The organism is Shouchella oshimensis (assembly GCF_002019765.1).
Lineage (GTDB): Bacteria > Bacillota > Bacilli > Bacillales > Bacillaceae_D > Shouchella > Shouchella oshimensis.
Genome location: NZ_KV917380.1, coordinates 418,496 through 444,985, shown reverse-complemented (window position 1 = coordinate 444,985; position 26,490 = coordinate 418,496). Strand labels below are relative to the sequence as shown.

Annotated in this window: 26 protein-coding genes; 7 read left to right on the top strand and 19 right to left on the bottom strand. The window is 40.0% G+C overall.

Annotated features, from left to right (window positions below):
• Window positions 1-154: 154 nt before the first annotated feature.
• The 3 genes from BK583_RS02145 to BK583_RS02135 are packed head-to-tail and all read right to left on the bottom strand — an operon-like array spanning window position 155 to window position 2,363.
• On the bottom strand, window positions 155-928 hold the full coding sequence (locus BK583_RS02145; protein WP_038483969.1) for a tyrosine-protein phosphatase: 774 nt from the start codon (window positions 926-928) through the stop codon (window positions 155-157).
• 20 nt (window positions 929-948) lie between these two features.
• A complete protein-coding gene (locus BK583_RS02140; RefSeq protein WP_055735420.1) occupies window positions 949-1,644 on the bottom strand; it encodes a CpsD/CapB family tyrosine-protein kinase in 696 nt (231 codons plus the stop codon).
• Window positions 1,645-1,664: 20 nt separating this feature from the next.
• Window positions 1,665-2,363 (bottom strand): YveK family protein, encoded by a 699-nt coding sequence (locus BK583_RS02135; protein WP_038483976.1) that lies wholly within the window; start codon window positions 2,361-2,363, stop codon window positions 1,665-1,667.
• 282 nt (window positions 2,364-2,645) lie between these two features.
• Here BK583_RS02135 and BK583_RS02130 point away from each other — a divergent pair, with 282 nt between their 5' ends.
• On the top strand, window positions 2,646-3,566 hold the full coding sequence (locus tag BK583_RS02130) for an LCP family glycopolymer transferase (RefSeq protein WP_038483979.1): 921 nt from the start codon (window positions 2,646-2,648) through the stop codon (window positions 3,564-3,566).
• A gap of 42 nt (window positions 3,567-3,608) precedes the next feature.
• On the opposite strand, the gene BK583_RS02125 is transcribed toward BK583_RS02130, so the two are convergent.
• Window positions 3,609-3,923, bottom strand: coding sequence for a DMT family transporter (locus BK583_RS02125; RefSeq protein WP_055735421.1), 315 nt, complete (start codon window positions 3,921-3,923; stop codon window positions 3,609-3,611).
• Entirely contained in the window at window positions 3,920-4,255 is a 336-nt protein-coding gene (locus BK583_RS02120; protein ID WP_055735422.1) for a DMT family transporter, read from the bottom strand. Before BK583_RS02120 ends, BK583_RS02125 begins: the two co-directional genes overlap by 4 nt.
• Before the next feature lie 101 nt (window positions 4,256-4,356).
• Between BK583_RS02120 and BK583_RS02115 the strand changes: the two genes are divergently transcribed.
• A complete protein-coding gene (locus tag BK583_RS02115; RefSeq protein ID WP_055735423.1) occupies window positions 4,357-4,944 on the top strand; it encodes a TetR/AcrR family transcriptional regulator in 588 nt (195 codons plus the stop codon).
• 76 nt (window positions 4,945-5,020) lie between these two features.
• Entirely contained in the window at window positions 5,021-5,668 is a 648-nt protein-coding gene (locus BK583_RS02110) for an SDR family oxidoreductase (RefSeq protein ID WP_055735424.1), read from the top strand.
• A gap of 38 nt (window positions 5,669-5,706) precedes the next feature.
• Here the strand turns inward: BK583_RS02110 and BK583_RS02105 are convergent, their stop codons facing one another.
• Window positions 5,707-6,930: an FtsW/RodA/SpoVE family cell cycle protein gene (locus tag BK583_RS02105; protein WP_055735425.1), complete on the bottom strand. Its 1,224-nt coding sequence runs from the start codon at window positions 6,928-6,930 to the stop codon at window positions 5,707-5,709.
• A 143-nt stretch (window positions 6,931-7,073) separates the two neighbouring features.
• Between BK583_RS02105 and galE the strand changes: the two genes are divergently transcribed.
• The 3 genes from galE to BK583_RS02090 all read left to right on the top strand — a co-directional run bounded on the left by galE (window position 7,074) and on the right by BK583_RS02090 (window position 9,907).
• A complete protein-coding gene (galE, locus tag BK583_RS02100; RefSeq protein ID WP_055735426.1) occupies window positions 7,074-8,087 on the top strand; it encodes a UDP-glucose 4-epimerase GalE in 1,014 nt (337 codons plus the stop codon).
• Window positions 8,088-8,275: 188 nt separating this feature from the next.
• Window positions 8,276-8,545, top strand: coding sequence for a GNAT family N-acetyltransferase (locus BK583_RS02095; protein WP_038483997.1), 270 nt, complete (start codon window positions 8,276-8,278; stop codon window positions 8,543-8,545).
• Window positions 8,546-8,641: 96 nt separating this feature from the next.
• Window positions 8,642-9,907 carry a hypothetical protein gene (locus BK583_RS02090; RefSeq protein WP_055735427.1) on the top strand — a complete coding sequence of 422 codons (1,266 nt, stop codon included), beginning with the start codon at window positions 8,642-8,644 and terminating at the stop codon, window positions 9,905-9,907.
• Window positions 9,908-9,920: 13 nt separating this feature from the next.
• Here BK583_RS02090 and BK583_RS02085 read toward each other — a convergent pair whose 3' ends face one another.
• The 5 genes from BK583_RS02085 to fabZ form a co-directional block, all read right to left on the bottom strand.
• On the bottom strand, window positions 9,921-11,165 hold the full coding sequence (locus BK583_RS02085) for a DNA polymerase IV (RefSeq protein WP_038484001.1): 1,245 nt from the start codon (window positions 11,163-11,165) through the stop codon (window positions 9,921-9,923).
• A gap of 237 nt (window positions 11,166-11,402) precedes the next feature.
• Entirely contained in the window at window positions 11,403-12,902 is a 1,500-nt protein-coding gene (locus tag BK583_RS02080) for a peptidoglycan-binding protein (protein ID WP_038484004.1), read from the bottom strand.
• Between the two features lie 286 nt (window positions 12,903-13,188).
• Complete coding sequence (locus BK583_RS02075; RefSeq protein WP_038484007.1) at window positions 13,189-14,139, bottom strand: agmatinase family protein; 951 nt, start codon at window positions 14,137-14,139, stop codon at window positions 13,189-13,191.
• Window positions 14,140-14,235: 96 nt separating this feature from the next.
• Window positions 14,236-16,914, bottom strand: a complete 2,679-nt coding sequence (locus BK583_RS02070) for a YhgE/Pip domain-containing protein (protein WP_055735428.1) — start codon at window positions 16,912-16,914, stop codon at window positions 14,236-14,238.
• Window positions 16,915-17,149: 235 nt separating this feature from the next.
• Complete coding sequence (fabZ, locus tag BK583_RS02065) at window positions 17,150-17,572, bottom strand: 3-hydroxyacyl-ACP dehydratase FabZ (protein ID WP_038484013.1); 423 nt, start codon at window positions 17,570-17,572, stop codon at window positions 17,150-17,152.
• A gap of 129 nt (window positions 17,573-17,701) precedes the next feature.
• On the opposite strand from fabZ, the gene BK583_RS02060 reads away from it, so the two are divergent.
• Window positions 17,702-18,466 carry an alpha/beta hydrolase gene (locus tag BK583_RS02060; RefSeq protein WP_055735429.1) on the top strand — a complete coding sequence of 255 codons (765 nt, stop codon included), beginning with the start codon at window positions 17,702-17,704 and terminating at the stop codon, window positions 18,464-18,466.
• A 51-nt stretch (window positions 18,467-18,517) separates the two neighbouring features.
• Here the strand turns inward: BK583_RS02060 and BK583_RS02055 are convergent, their stop codons facing one another.
• From BK583_RS02055 to BK583_RS02020, 8 genes are all read right to left on the bottom strand, one after another.
• Entirely contained in the window at window positions 18,518-19,144 is a 627-nt protein-coding gene (locus tag BK583_RS02055; RefSeq protein WP_038484019.1) for an FMN-dependent NADH-azoreductase, read from the bottom strand.
• Between the two features lie 103 nt (window positions 19,145-19,247).
• Window positions 19,248-20,324, bottom strand: coding sequence for a Ger(x)C family spore germination protein (locus BK583_RS02050; protein ID WP_038484022.1), 1,077 nt, complete (start codon window positions 20,322-20,324; stop codon window positions 19,248-19,250).
• Window positions 20,321-21,418, bottom strand: a complete 1,098-nt coding sequence (locus BK583_RS02045; protein ID WP_038484025.1) for a GerAB/ArcD/ProY family transporter — start codon at window positions 21,416-21,418, stop codon at window positions 20,321-20,323. Before BK583_RS02045 ends, BK583_RS02050 begins: the two co-directional genes overlap by 4 nt.
• Before the next feature lie 16 nt (window positions 21,419-21,434).
• Complete coding sequence (locus BK583_RS02040; RefSeq protein WP_055735431.1) at window positions 21,435-22,949, bottom strand: spore germination protein; 1,515 nt, start codon at window positions 22,947-22,949, stop codon at window positions 21,435-21,437.
• A 169-nt stretch (window positions 22,950-23,118) separates the two neighbouring features.
• Entirely contained in the window at window positions 23,119-23,724 is a 606-nt protein-coding gene (locus BK583_RS20385; protein WP_139366148.1) for a DNA-directed RNA polymerase subunit beta, read from the bottom strand.
• Window positions 23,725-23,744: 20 nt separating this feature from the next.
• A complete protein-coding gene (locus BK583_RS02030) occupies window positions 23,745-24,524 on the bottom strand; it encodes a flagellar hook-basal body protein (RefSeq protein WP_051667678.1) in 780 nt (259 codons plus the stop codon).
• 14 nt (window positions 24,525-24,538) lie between these two features.
• On the bottom strand, window positions 24,539-25,381 hold the full coding sequence (locus tag BK583_RS02025) for a flagellar hook-basal body protein (protein ID WP_367576362.1): 843 nt from the start codon (window positions 25,379-25,381) through the stop codon (window positions 24,539-24,541).
• The gene (locus BK583_RS02020; protein WP_055735433.1) at window positions 25,338-26,342 is read right to left on the bottom strand and encodes a rod shape-determining protein; all 1,005 of its coding nucleotides are present in this window, start codon (window positions 26,340-26,342) and stop codon (window positions 25,338-25,340) included. Before BK583_RS02020 ends, BK583_RS02025 begins: the two co-directional genes overlap by 44 nt.
• Window positions 26,343-26,490 lie beyond the last annotated feature (148 nt).

Genomic DNA, 26,490 nt, shown 5'->3' with positions numbered 1-26,490 from the left:
AAAACCCCTCTCTAATTGTTTGCGCTTTCATTATGATTCTCTATTATTTTAGCAATCACATCTCGAACAAGCAAATTATTTTTAAAAGATTCTAAACTTTATTTATATAAAAAAAGAAACTCTACTATAGAGCTTCTCAAACTCAAATGAGATCTTAAAACAAACCAAATAACTTCTTTCTTTTTTTTGTAACTCGTTCAGGAGGCTCAAGGTAAATATGCTTATTTTCAACAATTAAGCGAGCATTTTCCTTGTATTCAAACAGTAATTGAGAACCAAATCGATCTTCTACAACTTGATATGCTTCCTGCATTCGTAACGTGCGATTCGATGTATTATGAACATCAGATGCAATGACATGAACAAGATTCGCTTCAATGAGTTGCTCGCTTAACGTTTGAATCTCTTTTCCAAAATATCCAGTTAAACTAGATGATGTTAACTGGGCGAGGGCACCGTTTTTAATGAGCTCATATAGTTTGTTTGGCGATTCCATAATCACCTTGTTCCGCTCTGGGTGTGCAATAATTGGAATATACCCTTGAGAACCCAGTTCATAGAACAAACGAGTTGCATAAACCGGTATATCATTTGAAGGAAATTCCACAAGAACATATTTGCTGTTTGCCAAACTTAAGCTAGAACCCGACGCAAGGTCGCTTAGCACATCCCCATACAAACGTATTTCCTGACCGGCCAAAACCGTTAAAGGTATACCTTGTTTGTTTAGCTCGTCATTTAACTCCGCCACCGCATCGTGTAAGAACGATCCATCTAGCAGAGTGAAATTCGGATGCTGATGATGAGGTGTTGCCACCATTGCTGTAATCCCTTCGCTTACTGCTTGCTCTGCAATTGCGATACTGTCCTCAATTGTCTTAGCCCCATCATCAAGCCCGGGTAAGATATGGCTATGAATGTCAATCATCCAGCTCTCCCCTTTTTCCTTTATTGATAATAGTAATACGTATTCTGATCGATTGGCTTGTTGTTAAGTACCACACCTAGTATGTTCGCTTTTGCTTTTACTAGATTCCCTTTTGTCTGCTCAAGCTGATCGCGGTCTGTTTTGCCACTTGATGTCACGATAATCGTGCCATCCACTTTACTAGATAAAATTTGAGCATCTGCTACAGCCATAACGGGCGGCGTATCAATGATAACCATATCAAAGTTCTCACATGCTTCTTTAATAACCATTTCCATCATTTTTGAGTTTAAAAGCTCAGCTGGGTTTGGCGGAACTGGTCCACACGTTAATAGGCTAACATTTTCAATGGACGTTTCCTGTGCTACATCCACTAGCTTCTGCTGCCTTGTTAGTACATTTGTTAAACCATGGGTGTTCATCAAGCTGAATGTATAATGAGCGGTAGGCTTTCTCATATCCGCATCAATTAATAAAACACGTTGTCCGTTTTGTCCCATAACAACTGCGAGGTTAGAAGCAGTCGTTGACTTCCCTTCTCCTGGACCAGCAGAGGTAATTAAAAGAGAATGTATATCTGTATCGATAGCAGAGTATTCAATATTTGTACGGATATTCCGATATTGCTCCGTTATTGGCGAGTGTTTATTTACATCTGCAATAAGCTGGCGTTTTTTTTGTCCTTGACCTTTTTTCGTGCGAGTTGACCTGACCATAAGTCACCTACTTTCTTAAGCTATGACGATTTCCTCGTCGGTTCAACAGCATCCATCGTTGAGACTACGCCGAGAACAGGCAGATCTAGGATCTTTTCAATATCCTTTTCTGATTTCACTGTTGTATCTAAGTATTCAAGTAAAAATGCTAACCCTACTGCTCCCATTAATCCAACTACAAACGCAATCGCCATATTTAAAATCGTATTAGGGCTTGATGGTGACGGATTTTCACCAACTACAGCCTCTGATAAGATCGTTACATTATCTGTGCTTAAAATATCTGGGATTTGCGTTTCAAATACAGTAGAAATTTCATTTACAATGGCTGTTGCTTCCTCTGGCTTGTCTGCTTCAACCGTTACGAGTAACACTTGGGAATTGTTTTGATTTGTCACAGACACCATATTTTGAAGTGTACTAAGACTATAATCCAAGTTTCCATTTTCAATCACATCATTTAAAATACGAGGACTTTTAATAATCTGCGTGTATGTACCGACGAGCTCTAAACTTGTTCGAACATCGTTTTGAGTTACGCCTTCCTCTGTACCTGCTTGATAAATTAATAATTCTGCAGAACGTTCGTATTTTGGAGTAAGGACAAAAACACTTACTAACGTACCAGCTAACATTGCTAACAACGGAATCGCAACGAGCAATTTCCAGCGTTGTTTTAATGTTTGAAAGATTTCTTTCAAACTTATCGTTTCTTCCATCTAATCGCTAACCTCCTAAACATATCCCATAACTCAAATCGAATTATATCATAATTTGACTAACAATATTGATAAATCATCGTCATTTTTATTGCTAATTCTACAGTTTCATACAGGATTAGACCGCATCTGTTGTATTTGTAGACCAGGAAAGCGAACTTTTCACTAAACATTACAACAAAATGTTCTTGTTCTTATGATCAGCTTCTTTTATTCTAATAAGAGAGAATGAATACATAGATCGTTATATTTACCATTTTAATAGTAGAAAGGCGTTTTTAAATGAAGAAAAAAACGGCATTAAAAGTAACCGCACTAATTTTTGGCATCCTTTTTTTAGTCGTCATTGGAGTTGGCCTTTATATCTTTAATGATATACGAACAACTGCTAATCAAATGTATGAGCCACTTGGTGATCGTCAAGGGTCTTCACCTATTCGTGAAAATGAAATTCAAGAAGGAGAACCAATTTCCATTTTACTAGCTGGCGTTGACCATACACCTGGTCGCGAAGAAGATGTCGTTGGACGTTCAGATTCCATTATCGTTATGACACTCAATCCAGCAGAACGATCAACGAAAATGTTGTCCATTCCGCGTGATACACGTGTGGACATTGTTGGTAGAGGAACAACAGAAAAAATTAACCATGCCCACGCATACGGTGGTGCAGAAATGTTAATTAACACAATTGAAGAAGCGTTTAACATCCCTATTGATCACTACGCCGGCATTAATATGGAAGGGTTCACTCGCCTTATTGATGCGTTTAATGGAGTTGAAGTCTACAATGATCTTTCCTTTACAATGGATGGCTCTCAATTTCCTGAAGGAACCATTGCATTGAACGGGGAGGAAGCACTAAAGTATACACGCATGCGCTATGACGACCCTCGCGGCGATGCAGGACGCGCCAACCGACAACGGGATGTAATCGAAGCATTAATGAATGAAGCTGCTTCCCTCAGTTCGATTACGAAAGCTGGGGATATTCTCGATGTATTAGGTTCTACTGTTCGAACTGATTTAGCATTAGGGGATATGTGGTCCTACCAGTCTGACTATATTGATGCACTTGACCAAGTGGAGCAAATTGAAGTGAATTATACAGGACAGACGATTGACGGCTTATGGTATGCCATTGTAAGTGAGGAAGAAAAAGCGCGTGTACGAGACGAAATGCGTAGCCACCTTGATTTATAAAGCAACACAAAAAAGGAGCGCATAATGCGCTCCTTTTTCCTTCTAAGATACTAACCGTAAACCTATAACGGCAATAACTACAAGACCGATAAAGAATAGCCTTAAGCGATCTTTTGATTCATTGTAAAAGAACATCCCAACTAGCGCACTACCGACTGTACCGATTCCAGTCCACACTGCATATGCCACACCGAGAGGGATGGTTTCCATTGCTAATCCTAAAAGGGTGAAGCTTATAATAAAGCCAACAATTAAGATACTAAAACCCTTTTTCTTTTCTCCTTTTGCAATCATCTGAATCCCACTCACGCCTATTACTTCAAAGATACCGGCGATGATTAACATGATCCAACTCATGCTTCATCCACCCCTTCAACCTTTTTAGTACCAGTGACAAGTTTTAATCCTAATACCCCTGCGAGTAAAACAACAATAAAAAAGAGCATCCATAGATTAAACGATGCACCAAATAGAAAAATATCAACAAATACTGTTCCAACGGTACCAAGTGCTACAAATATTGCGTATACTGTACTCGTCGGTAATACCGTTGCAGCACGGACAAGTAACGTAAAGCTGACGACGATTCCAATGGCTGTCAGCCCCCATTCAAACGGTGTACTTGCATACTTAAGACCCGTTGCCCAACCGACTTCAAAGATACCTGCTATAATTACGAACAACCACATATAAAGTCACGCACCTTTATCTATTCATTATACTAACTAACGGTAGTTAGTATACCACGCTTTAACTATATTGACAATCTTTTTTCCGAAAGGATGACACAATGAATACAAAAGCACGAATCATGAACGTCGCACGTCACTCTTTTTCAAAACATGGATATGAAGGAACCACGTTAGCTCAGATTGCAAAAGAAGTTGGCATTCAAAAACCATCTATGTACAATCACTTCAAAAGCAAAGCCGAGCTCTATTTACTTCTATGCGAACGAATTACAAACCAACTTGTTGATACCATTGCAACAACTGCAGCACAGTATGAAACGTCAGAGAGTAAAACAAGGCTTTATCATGTATTAAAAAATAGCTGTGATTTTATTATGTACGAACAAGAAGGTGCTATGTATAAACGATTCATGTTGTTTCCACCAGCTGATCTCAAACAAGACGTTCATTCCATTGTTTTAAAAGGAGATGAAGCAATTCACCGCACCCTTCACGAGCTTTTTCAACAAGGGCAAAAAGAAAAGCGGTTTAAACTTATACCTGAACAAATGTTTCGTTCAGCCTATTTCTGCCTGCTTGATGGGCTTTTTACCGAAAGTTTCATCTATGAAGACGATGACTTTCAACGGCGGTTTAAAGAAGCTTGGACGATTTTTTGGTACGGTATATCCACCGACTCGTTATAAACTTGGAGGTTTTAAAAATGTTCTCCTTGGGAATCCAATACACACATCAGTGAATACCTTAGGAGGAATAACACTCATGAACGTACTCGTTATAGGAGCGAATGGCCAAGTCGGTAAACACCTTATTCAACAATTGCAGGAAAGCGAACATACATCAATTGCCATGGTTCGAAAACAGGAACAAGTCGAGACGATGAAAGAGCTAGGAGCAGATAACGTCGTGATTGCCGATTTAGAAGATGATTTTAGTGAAGCATTCACACAAGCGGATGCGGTCATATTCGCAGCTGGTTCTGGTGGATCAACGGGAGCGGATAAGACGCTAACTGTTGATTTATGGGGTGCCATTAAAGCATTTCGTTACGCAGAAGACGCATCTATTAAGCAGTTTGTTCAGTTAAGTTCCATCGGGGCAGGGAATCCAGATGCCCAGCCAGACAAAATTAAACACTATATGGTTGCCAAAGCAGTCGCAGATCAAGTACTCATGTCAACATCATTATCTTATAGCATTGTACGTCCAGGAGTTTTAACAAACGACAAGGCAGCAGGCACTATTCAAGCTAAAGCTGCATTTGAGCAACTCTCAGATAGCTCTATATCAAGAGCTGATGTGGCAGCTGTATTAATTGAAGCATTAACAAATGAAGCTACTTTCGGTAAAGCCTTTGAAATCGTTGGAGGTAGTGAACAACGAACAGACGCATTATCTGCACTGAACTAATTTAAGAAGCTTGCTATGCCGTAGCATAGCAAGCTTCTTTATGCATGCCTTCCGTTTAACTCATTTAACTTGGCCGCCTCTTTGGAAGGTTCAAACATATAGCTCTTCTGTCTCATCCCAATATTTAAAACAATCCCAATGGCAATCATATTGGTCATCAATGCACTCCCACCGTAGCTTAAAAAAGGTAGAGCAATACCTGTGACTGGCATCAAACCCACTGTCATAGCGATGTTTTGAAAAATTTGAAACGTTAGCATCCCAGCAATACCTGCAATCATATAAGTTCCATATAAATCTTTACACGCCATCGCTAACATAATCATGCGGTAAATAAGCAGGAAAAACACACAAATAACAAGTGTTGAACCAACGAAGCCAAACTCTTCCCCTATTACGGCAAAAATAAAGTCTGTATGCATTTCGGGGATCGCAGCATTTGCTGCTTGCACACTGTTCAAGAAACCAACGCCTAGTAGTTGACCAGACCCAATACCGGTCGTTGCCCCTAGCGTTTGCATAGCGTAGCTCGTTGCATATTCTTCTGGATATAACCATCCATAGATGCGTACAAGTTGATGTGGTTCTAATAGTTCCCATTCGATAAGTAAATCGACATAGTTAAAAAATAAATAAAAGACAAGGGCAATAAAAGCTGTTGCCATACCCACTAATGTAAGAATAATCTTCATCGACATATTGGATACAAGTATGGCTACTGCCACAATTGACACGAGAACAAGGGCTGAACCAAGATCAGGTTGTTTTAATACTAAGAAAATAGGTGGCAAACTAACGGCTAAGATCAGTCCCAGTTTCATTAAGTCCGTTTTTAGGTTTTGCTCTTTAAAGCGTTTGTTCAAATACATAACAAGATGCGCTAATGCTAGCACTAATATAATTTTCATAATCTCTGATGGTTGATAGATAGGCGTATTATTAATTCCAATCCATCTCGTAGCTTCATTCCTTGACACCCCAAAAAATTCTACAATTAATAAGAGTATCATTCCAAAAGTATAAGCCGGAATCGTTAAATATTTAAAATATTCGTAATCTAAAAACATGATAATAACAATTAGCACTGCTCCAATAAGCATCCAACGCGCTTGCGATAACATGTATACATGCCGATAAGCCTCATCTACATATTGACTAGTCGTCCCTGCATAAATGGCCATTGCACTTATACATAAAAGCAAAAAAACAAGGAATAGCAAAGTATAATCAATCCGGTCATGCCATTGTTTCTCTCTTTCCATGACGGTCCCCCTTTATTTCCACTTCTTTCAATCTATCATACCATGTTTTTCCCTAACCGCGCATGAAATAGCTAGCTATTTTGTTGTTTCCTTTTCTTTGCTATACTGAACCTAATCTCATCTATTAAGAAGGAGTTTTGTTCATGTCGATTCTTGTTACAGGAGGCGCCGGTTATATAGGCAGCCATACATGTGTAGAGTTATTACAAGCTGGCTATGACGTCATTGTCGTTGACAATCTTGCAAATAGTCGTGAAGAGACGTTAAGGGAAGTTGAAGCGATCTCTGGTAAATCACTTACCTACTACCCAACAAATTTGTTAGATGCAAACGGTTTGGATCAAATCTTTGACAACCATACGATTGACGCAGTTATTCATTTCGCAGGCTTAAAAGCCGTTGGAGAATCAGTTGAAAAACCACTACACTATTACGAAACAAATTTGCTAAGTACGATTCAGCTATGTAAAGCGATGGAACGTCATGGTGTTTATAAATTGGTTTTTAGTTCATCTGCCACAGTATACGGTATCCCTGAACAAGTGCCTGTTCGTGAAAACGCACCTATTCAAGCACTCAATCCATATGGTCGTACGAAAATTATGATCGAAGAGATTTTGGGTGACCTTGCCGCTACAGATGAAAAATGGAGCATTTCGTTGCTGCGCTATTTTAATCCGATCGGCGCTCATAAGAGCGGTAAAATTGGTGAAGAACCGAGTGGCATTCCGAATAATTTAATGCCTTACATTACACAAGTTGCAGTTGGCATAAGAGAAGAGCTTTCCGTTTTTGGAGATGATTATCCAACTGAAGATGGTACATGTATTCGCGATTATATTCATGTGGTTGATTTAGCATTAGGTCATTTAAAAGCACTTGAAAAGCTTGAAGACACAAGCGGTGCTAACGCCTATAACCTTGGTACAGGGAATGGATACAGTGTATTAGAAGTTGTTACCGCTTTTGAAGAAGCATCAGGAAAAACCATTCCTAAGAAGATCGTGGAACGACGCCCAGGAGATGCACCTGTGACGTATGCAGACGCCTCAAAAGCAGAACGCGAGTTAGAGTGGAAAGCAGAGCGTGGGTTAGGAGAAATGTGTGAGGATTCGTGGAGATGGCAGTCTCATCGAGCAAGACAACTAGCAGAGTAACCGGTTAAGAGCTTTGGCATTGACGCCAAAGCTTTTTAGGTTTTCATGTATAGCCTGCATTTTTATCGTTGACACTATACTCGTACGATTAAATCATAGCCTGACGGGTATAAGAGATAAATACATATGTTAGCGAACTAGACTCTTATAGTGCATTGAAAAATCTAACTAAGAAAGAGTGACACGCCATGGAGATACAAAAGTCTACTAATCGCTATTGGATGGGAAAAGCAGCTTCACAACCAATTGCAGAACTCACTTTTACAAAAGAAAAAGAAGCTCTTACTATTACTCATACATTTGTCGATCCAGAGTACCGGGAACAAGGATTAGGAGCTAAACTCGTTTCATCTCTCGTGGACGATGCTCGTACACAGAAGCAGAAGATCGACCCAGTATGTCCTTACGCCAAAAAACAGTTTGATCAACACCCTGAATACAAGGATGTGCTTTTATAGCACGTACAAAATCTTTCATACTTTCGCATCCGTTTTCATGGTAAGATAGGAAAAGATTTTTAATACAAAAATTTGACTTAAACGGAGGAACTTTCGATGAAAACACCCTTCACTATTCGCGTGGTATTGCGACTTGTGAGTGTTCTTTTTGGTGTAATGGTGCTGGCTGCTTGCACAACACCCGAAAGTAGTCCTGCTCCAGCAAATCCTAATGATTCCTCTAATCCCTCTGCCATTGATGAAGGCAACGCTCAAGCACCTGTAGATCAAGAGGAGAATGTTCCTTATGACGAAATCGAAAATGAGCTTTCGTTCTCGGCTGGAAATGATACAAAAATATTATCTGCACAAGCTGTAACAGCACCTTTTGATGCGACCTATATCGTACCCGAAGGAATGGATGTATTAGCAAATGACCATTCTTTAACGTTTACGAATACACCTGACCTCCCGTATCATTTACAGGTCTCTGTTCGCACTGAATCACTTCCGTCTGATTTTGATCTTGCTCAACAACGGGACTACACATCGCTATCCTTGCGTTCAACGATTCATGAACCGAGTGATATTGATCTTGAACGCTTTCCGGAGCTACCATTCGACTACTATTACACCATTCAAACGACTAATGAAACCATTCATCGTCTCGTTCGCTTTGATGAACAAGCCGAGCATATGTATATTGCAACATTGAATACACCTGAATCGAGAGAAGAAGATCCAAATGCCTACGCAGAGGTTGTTAGTCTTTTTCATGCTATTCTGTCCTCCGCTAATGACCAAGAAGATGAAGTTGAAGTTGAAGCTGATACCGATGCTCTTCTTGATAAATTACAAGATCGCTCTTCTTATGACGAAAACGACCAGACTTTTGAAAAAGAACAAACCGTCTTCACAGCGCTGTACGAAGATGAGGAATTCGCATTCTCTGTTGACCATTTCACCCTTTTCAATACTTTTAGCATTTATTTACCTGAAGGCTATCAAAAGCGTTCTTTAGGAGAGCATTCTTATAGCTTTACGAATCGGGAAGATGCAGATTTTCAACCAATTACGTTAATTATTGGACTTACGCACCCTGATATTCCATTGGATTTGCATATTAGCGCTTTACGTTCTGCCAATGAAGAATTATCTGCTGAGGCGTATCCTATGTTTGATTTCTTTGACTATGTATTTGTCGAGATGAATGAAGACGACACATTTAAAAGTGCGACACTCATTAAAGAACGTGAAGATCAACGTATATTCGAAGCATCTATTCGTACAAGCGAAGAATACCTTGATGAGTTAACCTTTATTAAACTTATGACTGCTCTTTTGGAAGTTGAAGATCTTGTAGAAGAAGTGCCTGTTAAATAAAACAGGCACTTTTTTATTTGTAATGACCACCAATTTTTTTGCTTCGGTCTACTAATTGAGAAGCCTGTTTTAAAGATGAGGCTCGCTGAATCGCCACTTTCCCATATTTATCACGAATATGATCCATAACATAGCCAATTTGCGACAGCCGATCACGATTTTGATTATCGTCCAGTAAACTCATCTGCCAATTTTGGTCGCTTTGGAGATTTGTCATACCTACACTGACTCTCCTCACTGGAAACCCGTCCCAGTGTTGTTCAAGAAGTTGATTAACACCGTTAAAGACTTCCATCGTAATGTTCGTCTCAGTTGGAAGCGTCAATTGACGATGAAAACTTCGCTTCTCCACATGACTTGCACCATTTAATCCTAAACTTACTGTTGCGCCCATTTTTCCTGCGTGACGTGCTCTCGAACAGACTTCTTCACAAAGCTCTAATAAAACGACGTGTAGGTCTTCTTTCGTCGTATAGTCCCGTGGCAATGTCATGCCATTGCCAAACCCTTTTCTACCAGCATGGGCTGCTCGAGTAACAGGTGAATAATCAATACCATTTGCTGACATCCACAACACTTGACCATGTAAACCGAACTTTTCTTTTATACGAGACCCTTCTGTTTGAGCTAAATGACCAATTGTCCGAATGCCCATACTTTTAAAGTGAATAGCCATTCGTTTTCCTACGCCAAATAAATCACTAATAGGACGTGGCCAAATCTCTAACTCCATCATATCTTCTGTTAACGTATAGATACCACTCTTATTTTTCTTGGCAAATAAGTCACAGGCAAGCTTGGCAAGAACTTTATTTTCGCCAATTCCTACTCGGGCTCTTAAATTCATTTCTTCTTTAATACGTTCTTGAATTTCTGATGCAATCTCTTGAGGCGCTCCAAACAAGCGTTGACTCCCTGTGACATCCATAAATTGTTCATCAATGGAGTAAGGTTCAACCAAGTCCGTATACTCTCCTAATAGCTTAGAAATACGCAAAGACACGTCGACATATTTCTGCATGCGAGGCTTCACCACAACTATATCAGAACATTTCTGTTGCGCTTCATAGAGACGCTCGGCATTCTGAATGCCTTTTTCTTTCGCAAGGGGGCAGGCAGCCAAAATGACACCACTTCGCCGATTCGGGTCTCCTGATACAACAAGTGGCTTACCTGCGTACTGAAGGTTTTCCGCATGTTCAATCGAAGCATAAAAAGACTCCATATCCAGTAATAAGATTGCCTTTTCATTTTTCATCTGCCTACCTCCTTCCCCACATTATACCCGAATACACGTTCTACAACCAGTTAAAATACGTGCGTATGTTCGTTTTTTTCTGGGATACACTCCGAGGATTTCCAGCACGAGCGATTTTTTCCTAATATGAAAGGAAAGGAGAAGCTATAAAAAAAGGAAATCGTCTAATTATGTATGATCATATAAAAAAACGGGTATAGATGAAGAATCATCTATAACCCGTTTGTATCGTAACTTTTAGTGTAAACGTTTAGCGCCTAAATATCTTGGAGCCCAATAGGAGTTGTTTAAGTCTGAGACTTCTACACCGCGAGATGAGCCAGTGTGAATAAACTTATTATCCCCAATATAAATTCCGTTATGCGTTGGACCAGCTGCATATGTCTCAAAGAAGACAATATCGCCAATGCTTGGTGAACCTACAGATGTACCAGCGTTCCACTGAGCTGCTGCTGTACGAGGAAGTTCGATTCCATTTTGACGGAAGATATATTGAATCATTCCACTACAGTCAAATCCAGCAGGAGATGTTCCTCCCCATAAGTAAGGTACGCCAATAACAGATTGAGCTGAAGAAATCAAACCTGATACAACGTTACTTGAGCTTGAAGTAGACGTATTGCTCGTATTTGTATTCGTTACAGGTGCTGCATTATTTGTGTTTGTGTTTGTATTTGTATTCGTGCTAGGAGCCGGTGCTGCCGCTGTATTATTTGAACTTGTACTTTCAGAAGCAGTCGAATCATTTGAAGATGCGTTTGACTCCGTGCTAGTGCTCTCGTTTGAAGATGAGCTTGATTCCGTACTCGTGCTCTCATTAGAAGATGAGCTTGAACCAGTGCTTGCTGATGCCGGGCTGCCACTAAGTGTACGTACTGTAGCTGGACCAGCAATTCCGTCAACAGAAATACCATTCGTACGTTGGAATTCCATTACGGCTTTTTTCGTAATTTCACCATAATAACCAGTCGGTTCTGCATTAAAATACCCTAATGAACGAAGCTGTTGCTGTAGATCCGTAACATTCTCGCCACGAACGCCTACACGCATAGAAGAAGATGCTGGTGTTTCAGCTGGCGCTTGCTCTTTTTCTACTGTTTTCGTAGCTTCTTGTTTAGGCTCTTCCTTAGCTGGCGCACTTGTTTCTGTTGATGCCGTTTCCGAAGCTGCAGGCTTCGCGTCAGCTGTACCTAGTGCACTACGTGTTTCTGGACCAACAATTCCGTCTACTAAACGTAAATTTTGCGCTTTTTGGAAAGCTACAACAGCATCACGCGTAATGGAACCATAATAACCAGTAGAAGATTGGTTAAAATAACCTAGAGAACGTAATTCGTCTTGTAGATTTGTAACATCATTTCCTCTGCTACCAATTCTAAGTAAATTTGATTGAGTTGTTGTTGTTTCTTTTTTCTCTACTTTAGTAGTCGATTCTTTTCCTAAAAGTGAACCGAACGTTTCTGGTCCAGCAATTCCGTCAACGCGTAGGTTGTTTTCTTTTTGATAATCCAATACAGCGTCACGTGTATATGTACCAAAATAACCTGTTGCTTTATGGTATGTAAAAAACCCTTTTTCTTTAAGTATGTTTTGCAGTTCCGTTACATCCTGATGAGACATACCTTGTTTTAACGTTTGGTCACCTACTGCTGCTTCTGACACTTGTGGAGCAACTGCTACAACTCCAGCGACAACAGCTGAAGAGAATAAAAATTTGTTTAGATTCGATTTGCTCAAGAGAATGCCTCCTCAAAATTTTAAAATAAATCTAGTTTGTTATGACATGAATGATTATAATGAACGACTACATGATCTTCTTCGACAAGATTGACTAAATTTTACACGATATTTCGCTCTTAATCTATCAATGTAACAAAAATGTAATATTACATTTGTAATAGTACCGACAAAAAACGCATACTAGCAACCTATTGACGCAAAAAAAATTTCCAATTACTAGTTTACTAGGACAAAAAAATAAGCTTACATGCTCCTCGTTAAAAGAACATACAAGCTCATTCACTTACGTCCGATTTGTTTTTGCTTGAATATGACCCGCTAAAGCGTACAACACAAGGGTTGAAGCAAAATGTGAAGAAACATCGTTTGCATCTTGCTGAGGGTAAACCTCGACAAAATCCATTCCAATGACGCCTCTAGATGTAAATTCATGCACGAGCGTCAGTAATTCATAAGAGGTAAGACCATTTGTATCAACTGGTCCTCCAGGGTTAAATGCAACGTCTAATACATCACTACAAACCGATAGGTAAATCATATCAACCTCTTTTGAAGCTTCTTCATAGAGACGAGCTGCATAATCGCGTAAGTTCGTCGCTTCTTTTATATCCTTACTAGTAATGGTCTTTGCTCCTGCTTCATGTGCATATCGACCTGTTTCAGGCTTATTACGTGGTCCGTGTATGCCGATGTGTAGTAAACTCTCATTTCGTACTTGATCGAGCTCATACAAACGAGCAAATGGGGTAGAGCGTGCATACTTTTCCCCTTCGTGATGCGGCATATTATCGTAATGGGCATCTAGATGCAGGATGCCAATTTTTTTAGCTGGATACTGCTCGGCTAAACCAGCAAGAATGGGGTACGTAATGCCATGATCGCCACCTAAAGCAATTGGAAAAGCCCCCGTTTGCCAGACATTGCGTGAGAAGGTTTGAATTCGCTTCATCGTTTCTTCTACATCTGCCGGCACAACATCAATATCACCTAAATCAGCTAATTGTAGATGTTCAAACACGTCGATATGGTTTAACTCTGGTAAATACCCCGAATAACGTGCTGAAGAAAGACGCATCACTTTTGGGCCCAATTCGCACCCTGTATAATCCCCCCATGTCACCGCGCCTTCCCACGGAACCCCATATACGAGAACATCTGCATCCTTTATCCTCTCAACCGTTCCATTTTTAGCCCCTAAGAAAGGCGGCGTATTTCCATAAATAGGCTCTGTCATTTGCTCATCTCTCCTTTACACCCTTTTTCTTTTTCATTCCTGTTTTCATGAAAAGAAAACCTTTTTATATAAGGAGAGACACACGAAATAGCTTGTTCAATCAATCATGCGACTTGATTTTGATTTAGCCGTAGTCGCTTGCATCCGTTTTGCTAGTGGTTTTTTTAGTAATAAACCAAACGACAACGCTAGTACAAAGACAAGAAGTAGCACACCAATCATAGTAGCTGCAGTTGACCAAACAATTCCTCCAACAGCTTCCCTTAGCAAATTAATGGCATAGGTAAACGGTAAGAATGGATTAATTGCCTGAAAGAACGGTGGGGCCACTTGAATTGGAAATGTGCCTCCTGCGCCTGATAGCTGCAAGACCATTAAAACGATGGCTAGTGCCTTCCCAATATTTCCAAATACAGAAGCCAGCGTATACACGATGGTCATAAACACAAATCCAATTAACCATGTAAATAGAACGAAATAAACTGGATGAGCGGCGTATGTGCCTAATAGAAATAAGTTCCCTAGACTCACGATCGTTCCTTGTAAAAAACTTATGATTAAAAATAGTACTAAACGACCCAGATAAATGTGATGAACCTTATAGTCTTCCCGCATATCTTCAGGATGAACATCTGTTTTCAATAAGTTAACGAGCAAGAGAGAACCTACCCAAAGAGACAACGCCGTATAAAAAGGCGCATTAGCAGAACCGTAATTGGGTACTGGATAAAGCTGCTCTTCAACAAGCTTAACTGGCTCTCTAAAAAACGCACTTTCCTCTTCAATATCATTTCGAAGTAGCGCGACCATATCATTTAAATTATGGTTTTCATCAAAGTCACGAATTCGATCAGCCGCATTCCCAACTGTTTTTTCTAAATCTGGCAGTTGTTCATCTGCAAATGCTGCGACGTCTCCTAACGTTTCTTCGAATTGAGGAAGATTCGTTTGAATCAGCTGAATGACGTTTGACAACTCATCTTCTATCATCGGCAAATCTGTACGAACAAAATCTGCTGCACTATGAATGTTCTCTTCAATACGTGGAAAATCGGTTGCGAAAAACGCATTCACATTATGAATGAGCGTCTGAAGCTTCGGTAACTCCTCTTGAATAAAGTGTATACCTTCTTGCAATTGCGCTCGAACGTTTGGTAACTCATCTAGTAGGTATTGAATTTGTTCTTCTCCAGCCATTCGAACTTGATCTGCTTGATCAATAAGTTGTTCAAGCTGCGGTATACGATCCCGCTGCTGTTGAATGGTCTCTTCAGCACTTGTTACATCTGCTTTTAACTGCCCAATCCCCTCTTTAATCATGGTTGCTGCATCATTTGAGAAAAGTCCATTGGCGCGACTCGCACCTCCCTGTACGGTCGCAATGTGGTCGCGTAAGGATTGAAGCTGATTCTCTCCAATCGATCCAGATGATTTTAAAGCAGCAACCCCGTCATCAACTTGCTTTTGTAGCGCATTTAATTGTTGATTAAGAGATACTAATGGATCGATTAGCGATTTGGTGTCTGTATTTGGTGATAGTTCATTTACTTGTTCAAGAAACGTAATGGCATGCCCAATGGCCTCTTGATTTGATTGGAGCAACCGACTTGCTTGCTCTAATTGCGGGATGATTTTCTCAACGCTTTCACCTGATTCCACTTGCTCTAATGCAGCTAAAATAGAACGTGACGTTTGTTCAATGATCGTGGCTTGATTGGACATGAACTGAACAATTGGATCAACGGAGCGTTCCAGCTCATCTAGCACATCCACCATTTGGTGTGCATACTGCTCCATATTCCCACTTAATTCGGTTGCTTTAGGAAGTGCATCTTTAGCTTTCGTGAGCGCTTCTTCCGCAATCGTAAGCAATTTTACTGTTTGCGTCAGTTGACTTTCTATCTCATCTAATCGACCGTTTATTTCTTCCGCTTGAACAACAATGTCGTCTACGTCCGGTAGCACTTGTTCAACCTCGATTAATCGATCTGCTACTTGGTGAACCATCGGTAAATAACCTTCGACTTGGACAACAACATCTGCACCTTCATTAATGGCATCAAACTCTTCCTCCACAGCTAAAAAACGATCCAGCTTTTCTCTTAATTCTGGCCAGTCGTTTTGAAGTTCAATAACCGTTTCACCTAACTCATTAATCTCGGGGAAACGATCTTCTAGATCAAAAATCAGATTTTCAATTCGCCGAATGGTAGGCAATTCGTTTTCAAGCTCGATGCCAATGTCGTTCAGTTGAGTAAACAGAGATCTTGAAGCTTCTTCAAGGAATTGCTGACTAATTTCATCTACAACAGCCGATGCACCAGCAGAGGTCATCTTAGGGGCAATTGCATTCATTTTCTCGTTCACTTCATAACGAACTTCTGGTGCATGTGGATCCCCATTAATAACGCTCGTTAATTGCTCAGAAAACTCGGCATCAAGATACACACTAGCATAGTACTCACCGTCTCGTACCCCTTTCTCTGCTTGATCACGATCAACAAATATCCACCCCATCTTGTCGTTATCGGCTAAATTGTGAACCAGCTCGTCTCCAACATTAATGGGCTCTCCTTCTACAGTTGTTCCTTGATCCTCATTCACAATCGCCACTTTTATTCCCTCTGTATTACTATAAGGGTCCCAAGAAGCAGCAATATTAAACCATGCATAAAGAGCTGGTAAAAAAGCGAGTCCCACTAATAATAGCGCTACAAGTGGTACTCGTTTTACATTTTTAAAATCCTGTATGATAATGTCGCGTATTTGTTTCATAGCGTATCGGTCTCCCTTAAGGTTACTGATACATATCATACAAGAGAGTTTTATAATAGACAATGAATATCCATAAAGAGAACAATCTTACATATTTCCTTGTTTTACAAGGAGTTTTCCTATAAGGCTAGTCTTTTCTTTCATAAAAAAATATGTGAACTCTTTTTCACATAAAAAAAGGAGCGTAGGTTCCCCCACGCTCTAGTCGATACGCTCATTTTTTTTAAACCTACGCTTACTTAAAAGCAAATGTCATGTCAGCTTGAGCGGCAACTTTGCCATCTACGTAAGCAACACCAGTCGCTTTTGCAACAGGTCCTTTTATACGTGTAATTTCTATTTCTAGTCGTAGCTGATCGCCTGGGCGAACCGGACGTTTAAATTTGCATTGATCAATCGCTGCAAACAATCCAATCTTTGTTGTATCTTCTTGTGCTTTGGCTACTGCAATACCAGATACTTGAGCTAAAGCCTCAACAATTAACACACCAGGCATAACAGGATATTCAGGAAAATGACCATTAAAGAACTCTTCATTCACCGTCACGTTTTTTATCCCTACCGCTCGTTTTCCCGCTTCTAATTCAATAACCTTGTCAACTAATAAAAATGGATAACGATGGGGAATTAACGCTTTAATTTCTTCTATTGATAACAAGAACGCCGCCTCCTCTTTCTTTCTCGACTTATTTTATCATATTTCTCACCTTACTCTAAGCAAGAGGAGGAATTATACGATGAATAGCGAATAAGGATTGAGGAACCATTGTAAAAGGAGCGAATAGTCTTGGCACTCATTCATATGACAGTACATGCAACTACGATAGGTAAACAAATAGGAATTCAACTAATAGTACCTGATCATGCCACACCACCATATAGAACACTCTATCTTTTTCACGGTTGGAGCGATAATGAAACGGCTTGGTTACGTAATACTAACGTTGAACAGCTTGCAAATCAATATAATCTTGTCATCTGTATGCCTGATGTAGGATTAAGTTATTATAATGACATGACTTATGGTGGGAACTATTATTCCTTCATTCAAGATGAATTGCCAACAACGATGGAGAAGCATTTTTCTCTTTCTAGAAAAAGTGAACATCGTTACGTTGCTGGCTTATCAATGGGTGGTTTTGGTGCATTCAAGTTAGCATTGAACGAACCTGAACGGTTTCGAGCAGCAGCAAGTTTTTCTGGTGCCTTGCTCATCGAAGAATTAGTTACCCTCCAAGAGAAGAATCAGGATACAGAGAGAAAACCTTATATGCAAGCGATTTTTGGGCTTGAGCAGAACGTTACACAAACGAAGAATGATCTTTTATATAAACTGGACCAAGTTGACAAACAGGCTATATCTTTACCATTGTTTCAATACTGTGGGACAGAAGATTTTCTCTATCCGATCAATCAAACCTTTCGTCAGCAAGCTGAAATGACTTCTCTTCCCTATCAATACATTGAGGGACCTGGTGATCATACGTGGGCCTACTGGAATGATTGTTTAACTGATTGGTTAAAGCGACTAGAAGATTTGGAACTTTTATAGAAATAAAAAACGCATGAAAGGGGAAATCCCTCTCATGCGTAATGATTTCACTTAAAAACGTCCAGCAGCTGTCGCAACGCTTGTAAGTCCTTCTTCAAGAATGCGCTCTTTTTGATCTGGAGCCGCATTATGCCCTTCAATAACAATCTCTTCCGGGTTTACAATCCCCCATAAAGAGATAGTCTGACGAACTAGTTTCATTGCCATCTCAGCACTTTCCATCGGTGTACCTTCTGAATAAATACCACCACGAGCACTTAAAAGAACGACTTCCTTATCTCCTGCTAACCCGATCGGACCATTTTCAGTGTACTGGAATGTAAAACCAGCTTGAGCTAAATACGATAGATACGTAATAAGGGGAGCCGGTACTGTGAAATTCCAAAGTGGGAAAGCAATCATTAGTTTATCTGCTCTTGAGAACTGATCACGGTAATAGCTAATCGTATTTACCAATTCCTCTTCTTCCACCGTCATATCGACTTGTTGCGCTTTCTTTGTTAGTGCTACAATAGCCTTTTCACCGTAGTAAGGCAGGTTTGCTTCGAAAAGGTTCACCTCTTCAACTGTATCTTGCTTATGGGTTTCCTTATATGATTGAACAAATTGATTATACATTTTCACGCTGACGCCATGCTCATGACGATCACTAGCATTAATCATTAGTACATTAGCCATTATCTTTTCCTCCTACTAAAAAAATGAACGTCTTTCATTTTACCGCTACACGGTCATTTGTAAAGTAGGTACTTCAAGGAAATATAGTATAAAAAAGATACTGTCATTGACTAACTCCTGATTCAACAATCTTCACATCGACTGTAACGTCAACATCCATTTGTTGGAAGATGTCATACCACTCTTCCTCACTTATCTTTTCTTTTTCTAACTGCCTAGCACCAAGACCGATCGGATCGACCTGGTTTTCTTGCATTAACGAAACGATATCACGAATTCCAGAAGCAATATTGGCTTTAGCTGCTTCTACAATTTCCTTTACCTTTTCTTCTGTAATAAGCCCTCCTGAATATTCACTGATTCGACTCTTTAATGTTACGTCAAGGTGAATCACGTTTTTGTCCAGATCTGTTTTCAAATCTAAATTGGATCGTATTTCTCGTAGTACCGCAACTTTTTCTCCCTGATCCATGGCCACTTCAATTAAACCTCCATGCTGATAGCCATCTTGAATTAATTTCAAATAAAACGAATCGTTTAAATCAACTTCTGCCACAAACCGATCATCTTTAAAAAGAGCCATCCCCTCTACTCGCAACGCATTTTTTGTATACGATATTATCGGCATAATAGGGTCTTTGCCTTTTTCATAGTAAGCTCTCATAAACAAGTGCATATTCGTTAACGGTAAATTTCCATAGTCTACATTATGCGAAAGCATATCACTTAGATAAGTACCTATTTCTGTTTGCAAAGGAAACTCACGGTTTAACATCGTCTCTGCATTCCCTCTCGTTACACATAGATACGATCTTAGTGCAATGGTTGGGTCGCGATAATACGTATCCAAAAGGGAGAAAAGACCAGTCTTTGCAAGCTCGTCTTGAACAACGATGGCGGAGATTTTCCCACCATGGATAGGTCTTGAAGACATGGCATTCAGCTTTAAACGAAGTTCTCTCGTTGATGTGGACACTGCAGAAAGCGTCACATTATTCAATTCCTCTTCTATTGAGTAAGCAGTTAATGTTACCGTACCACGGAACTGCTCGTCTTCTGCCCGATCAAAGCCGACTATTGTCACAAGTTGAAGCTCGTCAATAATATTCGTACGTACGTTAGAAAAGAAAAGAAACACAACCATTACCGTTACTAAAAAAATAAAGAGCTTCTTTTTCATGCTGATTCTCCTCCTTTCTTTTTCCGTATGAAGCTTACAACTAAAAGGAATGGAATAAAGCCGAAAATGAATACTGGTCCAATATAATTAATACTTTCATTTAACATATTAATCGCATCACGAGTCGTAAATTGAATGGTTGCTATAAACACTAAAAGGAGTAAGAAGAATACCGTCTTTCTATGTGTTATACGAAACTGAAGCTTTAGAAGACGACTAGACGCCCAAATTGTTAAGATGATATTTGGAAAAATAACAAGTAACCATATGGCTATCCCGATGTATTCAACGCGTTCAATAAAAACAAAGGAAGCAATTTTCCATGCGCTTAAAGTCGGCCAAATTGTCAGCTTCAACTGCTCAGCGCTATAGTAAATAAAGGTTAAAAACGTTATCACTAAATAGGCAATAGTCGTTGCTAAACTACCTAGATGGGCATACTGCTGTGCTTTCTCCTTGTCTTGTAAGAAAGGATAATAAACAAAAATCAGCTCTGCTCCCGCAAAACTTAATGTTAAGATGAAACTAGCTTTAAGAATATCAATAAACGACGTCGTCATCATCGGATACAGATGATACCATTCGGCGTATTCAAGAACTGGCGCAATAGTAGGTGTTAACAGCAAAGGAAGAAACGAAAATAAAAAGGTCAATCCTGCTATAACACGAAACCCCTTTATAATTGCATAATAAGCAACAAGTAAAAAGGCGAGAGCGATTGACCACGTAGCTAGCTCTATGTAGATCCACACTTGGACGATCTCGATATAGGTGCGTAAAACAACAACAGCTAGAGTGGCAAAATAAAGGCTAAATAGAATCGTCATCATGCTACCTAGCCATTTTCCAAATAAAGTCTTGTTGACCATATAAAGATCAGGCTGTTGGGTTCGTTTAATTGTCTTAAATATCATCCAAATAATAAGTTGGTTGGCTGCACCTGCAATGATTACTGCAAGCCAAGATTGGTAACCTGCTATTTCAGCGATATAGCGTGAAAAACCTAATACTCCTACTCCAAATTGCGCGCCATGTACGAGGAAGAAAGCCATATAAGCAGGAACTTGTAGATGATTAGGGGGCGTTTGTGCCATTGCAATGCTCCTTTTTCTAATAACCGTCGTCAATATCTTTTTTCGGCTTAGAATGTCTATTAAACGGCCGCTTCTTTCTCTTCGTTTGTAGAAATCGTGGTCGAGTTCCTTGCATCGATTGGGGCAACCGTAATAGAGAGTCTTTCATATCTGTGAAGGAAAAAGGATAAATCGGTGCCATATAAGGTCTACCTAATGAAGTCAGTGATAATAGATGGCTCATACAAATAATTGAAACAAGTGCTATTGCAATTAATCCCCATGCTTGAGCGGCAATGATAAATGGAAATCGAACAAAACGAATGGTTGTCCCCATCCGGTAAACTGGAATCGTAAAAGACGCTAATGCAGCCAATGACACAATAATGAGCAAAACATTACTCGTTAAACCTGCTTCAACAGCAGCTGTTCCAATGACAATCCCCCCAACGATACCAATGGTTTGACCAACCTTCGTTGGAAGGCGCGCTCCAGCTTCTCTTAGTAATTCAATCGTTATTTCTAAAAAAAGCGCCTCCATAATGGGTGGAAATGGGACCGCCGTTCTTGAAACAACTAGACTTGAAAATAAATCTTGTGGAATGATTTCTGGATGATACGTTAATATCGCTACATACAGAGGCGTTGCAAAGATAGAAAAGAACACCGCCATAATACGTACTAAGCGTAAAGCAGAGGCCGTTTGCCAAGAGAGAAGATAATCTTCAAAAGCGGAAATAAATTGAAATGCCGTTACAGGTGTAATAAGGGCTTGCGGTGAACCATTTGTTAAGATGACAATTTTCCCTTCTAATAATGCCCCTGCCGATCGGTCAGGTCGTTCCGTATCTATGATCTGTGGAAAGATTGATCGTGTGTCTTCAATCACTTGTAGAAGCATGGAAGCGTCTTGTATTTGATCAATGTCTAACTCACTCATGCGCTTTTGAACCGTTGCCACATTTTCCTCATTCGCAATGGATTGACAGTAAACGACGTATACATCTGTTTTTGAATGACTGCCTACCGTATATTTTTTCATGTATAAATCTGAGGAAGGAATTCGACGTCTTAATAAATTAATATTGACTTCAACTGTTTCAATAAATGATTCTTTCGAGCCAAAAACACTGAACTCAATTTCTGGTACCGTTACTTCACGATCCTCTTGATGAGACAAATCCACTAACAGATAACTCGTTTTCCTGCTTTCTTCAACAAGCAATAGAATGGAGCCTTTTAAAAGCCCCTCATCCGCTTCTAACGCCGTATTACACCGCTTCATTTCAGTTGTAAACAACCGTTCTTTCAGTTGTTCGAATGTATAGTGCGTCAGCTTACTGATAGGATGCAAAACATGGGAAGGTAGCTTTTGCATATCAATCATGGATTCAAAATAAAACATCGTTAGTTTTTGTTTTGCAACTTGCCATTCTTCCCTTGTTATAAAATCATCAGACTGGCTTGCATGGGTCAAAACTTCTTCAATGGTTTGATAGGAAGCAACATGCTTTTTTGGTTGGTTTGGCGATTTTTTATTTGAAAAAACCATTGATTCCTATCCCTCCACATTTTTTTCTAGTATGTGAGACTAGTGTAAAATCATACATGGTTCCTCTATTTAAGAAGAGGACAAGTTAACATGTCAAAGTGTATCAACGAGAACTAAACGAACCAAAAAAGACACGGAAGGATTTTTCTTCATCCTTTCCGTGTCTTTATCATTGACCTCTTATGGTATCAATAATGTTGTACCACAGCTCTGGTTTTAATACTTCCCATGTATTGTCTTCGCCACCAATAACCGAAAAACCGATTACTAACCCCATTATGAGTGCAGCGCCCGCCAATACAGTTACAAGAATAATTCTTACCCATATTGGAATAAGCCTTATACGACCTCGTTTAACTGGTTCGTCTTCACGAGAGGCATTCTCTTCCTCTTGTTGTTTTCGCTTTCTTTCTTCTCTCGTCATTGACTCTTGGTTGTGAACAGGAGCAGCACCGACAGATTTTTCATCGGTCACCTCTTTTTCTGATTCAACCGTGTTCTCTTCACTTTCCTCATGTAAAAGAACCTGTTCAGGATTTTCTCCCTCTGCATGATCCCCTTCTTCTTGATCATGATCGTCATGATCTTGCACTGGTTCTTGGACATTTTCTTTCTCTAACGTCTCAGGATTGGCAAGTTGCTCTTGGTCACTCTTCTCGAGCATTGAATCTGAAGAAGAATCATGATTAGACTTCGTTTCAGACTCATTTGTTTCTTTCTGCATCGAGGACCCTTCTATTTCTTTATCCGAAGTGTCGTTGCTTCTATCACTCAAGTCCGCACCTCCCCCTCGCTTTAACGCCTAATATTGTTTACGAGGCCAGCCATGTCATCGGAAAATGAAAACGCTCTTGCTTGTAGCTGGATTTGCCTTTGTGTGGAAATAAGTTCAGTCATTTCTTGACTTAAATCCACATTCGATTGCTCAAGCGCCCTTTGTTTTACTTGATTTGCTTGGGCTTGTCCAAAAATAGCATCCTCTTGAAGGTAAACATATTGATTTTCCCCTACAGCTTCCAAAGCTTGAGGTCGGCCAATCTGTGTTAACCCAAATGTAGGGATGACTTGTTCTTGTCCGTCAGCAAGTTCTGCAATCAATCCAGCCTGCTCAAGTCTTAATGAAATCGTGGAAGCAGGTAAACGTATAGGTGCACCATTTTCATTAAGAAGTGTTTCTCCACTATTCGTTACGAGCGATAGTTCTCCTCCTGCTGTCTCAGAGAAATAAAACGTTCCGTCTCTCGTTAAACGCTGACCATCGTTTGTTGCTATTGTAAAGAAAAGAGAAGGCTCCGTCAAAGCAAAGTCGAGAGCTCGATCCGTTTCTTTCACATCCCCTTGTGCTGCAGAAAGAGAAGTAAGAGATGCTCTCGCTCCTGTTCCCACCCTTAATCCATGAGGTGTTAAACGGTTTTCATTAGGTTGATTGGTATATTCTGATGAAAGCACATCCGAAAAAGAAACAGAACGACTTTTGAACCCAACGGTATTTGAATTTGCAATATTGTTTGACAGCGTCTCTAGCTTTCTCTGTAACTGCTGAAGCGTTGCCGCGGAGCTATATCCGGATATCAACGTTCTATCCCTCCTTAGTTAATTCGCCCAACTTCATTCACTGTTTTTTCTAAGCTTTGATCATACGCTTGAATAACCTTTTGATTGGCCTCAAATAATCGATAAGCTTGTAACATCTCATTCATCGTACTTGTCACATCGACATTGCTGTTTTCTAATGCATATTGTTGCACTGAAAACGTTACGGTATCAACATTATAAGCGGATTGCATATCGGTTTGATCATTACGTACGTATCCGTTCCCCTCTTTTATGAGGTCATTTACATCGTCAGCGACGACAACTTCAAGAGAGCCAATTTCTTCTCCATCTACTACTACAATACCTGAAGGCTGAATCGTAAAGGATTCATTTCCTACTTGCAGAGGATTGCCGTCGGTTCCTAATACCCTTCCGCCACTAGCCGTAACAAGATTCCCATTCAAATCAACTTGGAAATTACCGTTCCGTGTATAACGGATACCATTTTCTGTTTCAACCGCAAAAAAAACAGCTGCGCCATCAGTTGCTCCACCTTGCACCAAAGCTAGATCTGTAGCTTGTCCAGTCTGTTGAATATCGCCTTGTTGAGCGTTCATCAAATGTTCTTGCAAATAAACTGCAGTAGGCAATTCACCGACAACTTGTCTATTAGGCGATTGATAAGCATTATTCGCCTGCATTAGCATCGTTGGAAACGAACGTGTTACCGACTGATCGGCTTTAAAACCAGGTGTATTGGAGTTAGCCAAATTGTTCGTTAACTGGTCTTGACGATCATCGAAAGCATACCACTCGTTGCAGTATAAAACCCTTTTAACATGAGCTACCTCCTTAAATATAAACCTTTTTGTTTGACATGCGATCAAGATTTTCAAGTAAGATACCCGTACCTGTAGCCACACAGTGCATTGGCTCTTCTGCAATTAAAACGGGGATTTTTAATTCCTCTGCTAACAACGTATCAATTCCATGCAAATATGCTCCTCCACCAGTAAGCATAACACCGCGATCAATAATATCTGCTGACAGCTCAGGAGGGGTTTGTTCTAAAACATGTTTTGCTGCTTGTACAATGTAGTCGACTGATTCTACAAGCGCTTTTTCGATTTCTTCAGAACGAATGGTGATGTTTCGTGGCAAACCTGACACCATATCACGCCCCCGAATATCCATTTGCTCATTTCTCGCTCCTGGAAATACTGTTGCAACTTGTTTCTTGATTTCCTCAGCCGTTCGTTCACCTATAAGAAGCTTGTACTCTTTTTTTATGTAAGATAGGATATCAGAATCAAATCGGTCACCTGCTACTTTAATGGAAGAGGCTGTAACAACATCACCCATAGATAGAACAGCGATGTCTGTCGTACCACCGCCAATGTCAACGACCATATTTCCACTAGGTTGAAAAATGTCCATTCCTGCTCCAATGGCTGCAACTTTCGGTTCTTCTTCCAAATAGATGTTTTTGCTACCAGTCTTCTCAACAGCTTCGCGTATCGCTTTCTGCTCTACTGATGTAATATTAGTCGGACAGCAAACTAAAATCCGAGGTTTAGAGAATAAACCTTTCACATTGATCTTGTTTAAGAAATGTTTTAACATCGACTCTGTCATCTCAAAGTTTGCAATGACACCGTCCTTCATTGGACGAATAGCTACGATATTTCCAGGTGTACGTCCAACCATGCGAAAGGCTTCTTCTCCTACAGCCAACACTCGTTTTGTCGTCGTATCAAGGGCTACCACTGACGGTTCATCTAGTACAATCCCTCGACCTTTAACATAAATTAATACATTCGCTGTTCCTAAATCAATTCCAATATCACGACCTAGCATGACTTTGTTCCCCCTTCTTTCTCGTTACAACTTATATGGTGATGTGCGCAAAACAACCGATTCTTATGTAATGTATACCTGATTCTCTATTTAAAGACGCACTTTTTACCTATTATAAATAGTAACACAAATTAGGGAGAAACGACTC

Excerpts from the sequence above, each read along its gene's own strand:
- BK583_RS02145 (WP_038483969.1), bottom strand. The coding sequence starts at position 928 with ATGATTGACATTCATAGCCATATCTTACCCGGGCTTGATGATGGGGCT.
- BK583_RS02140 (WP_055735420.1), bottom strand. The coding sequence starts at position 1,644 with ATGGTCAGGTCAACTCGCACGAAAAAAGGTCAAGGACAAAAAAAACGC.
- BK583_RS02135 (WP_038483976.1), bottom strand. The coding sequence starts at position 2,363 with ATGGAAGAAACGATAAGTTTGAAAGAAATCTTTCAAACATTAAAACAA.
- BK583_RS02130 (WP_038483979.1), top strand. The coding sequence starts at position 2,646 with ATGAAGAAAAAAACGGCATTAAAAGTAACCGCACTAATTTTTGGCATC.
- BK583_RS02125 (WP_055735421.1), bottom strand. The coding sequence starts at position 3,923 with ATGAGTTGGATCATGTTAATCATCGCCGGTATCTTTGAAGTAATAGGC.
- BK583_RS02120 (WP_055735422.1), bottom strand. The coding sequence starts at position 4,255 with ATGTGGTTGTTCGTAATTATAGCAGGTATCTTTGAAGTCGGTTGGGCA.
- BK583_RS02115 (WP_055735423.1), top strand. The coding sequence starts at position 4,357 with ATGAATACAAAAGCACGAATCATGAACGTCGCACGTCACTCTTTTTCA.
- BK583_RS02110 (WP_055735424.1), top strand. The coding sequence starts at position 5,021 with ATGAACGTACTCGTTATAGGAGCGAATGGCCAAGTCGGTAAACACCTT.
- BK583_RS02105 (WP_055735425.1), bottom strand. The coding sequence starts at position 6,930 with ATGGAAAGAGAGAAACAATGGCATGACCGGATTGATTATACTTTGCTA.
- galE (WP_055735426.1), top strand. The coding sequence starts at position 7,074 with ATGTCGATTCTTGTTACAGGAGGCGCCGGTTATATAGGCAGCCATACA.
- BK583_RS02095 (WP_038483997.1), top strand. The coding sequence starts at position 8,276 with ATGGAGATACAAAAGTCTACTAATCGCTATTGGATGGGAAAAGCAGCT.
- BK583_RS02090 (WP_055735427.1), top strand. The coding sequence starts at position 8,642 with ATGAAAACACCCTTCACTATTCGCGTGGTATTGCGACTTGTGAGTGTT.
- BK583_RS02085 (WP_038484001.1), bottom strand. The coding sequence starts at position 11,165 with ATGAAAAATGAAAAGGCAATCTTATTACTGGATATGGAGTCTTTTTAT.
- BK583_RS02075 (WP_038484007.1), bottom strand. The coding sequence starts at position 14,139 with ATGACAGAGCCTATTTATGGAAATACGCCGCCTTTCTTAGGGGCTAAA.
- BK583_RS02070 (WP_055735428.1), bottom strand. The coding sequence starts at position 16,914 with ATGAAACAAATACGCGACATTATCATACAGGATTTTAAAAATGTAAAA.
- BK583_RS02055 (WP_038484019.1), bottom strand. The coding sequence starts at position 19,144 with ATGGCTAATGTACTAATGATTAATGCTAGTGATCGTCATGAGCATGGC.
- BK583_RS02050 (WP_038484022.1), bottom strand. The coding sequence starts at position 20,324 with ATGAAAAAGAAGCTCTTTATTTTTTTAGTAACGGTAATGGTTGTGTTT.
- BK583_RS02045 (WP_038484025.1), bottom strand. The coding sequence starts at position 21,418 with ATGGCACAAACGCCCCCTAATCATCTACAAGTTCCTGCTTATATGGCT.
- BK583_RS02040 (WP_055735431.1), bottom strand. The coding sequence starts at position 22,949 with ATGGTTTTTTCAAATAAAAAATCGCCAAACCAACCAAAAAAGCATGTT.
- BK583_RS02020 (WP_055735433.1), bottom strand. The coding sequence starts at position 26,342 with ATGCTAGGTCGTGATATTGGAATTGATTTAGGAACAGCGAATGTATTA.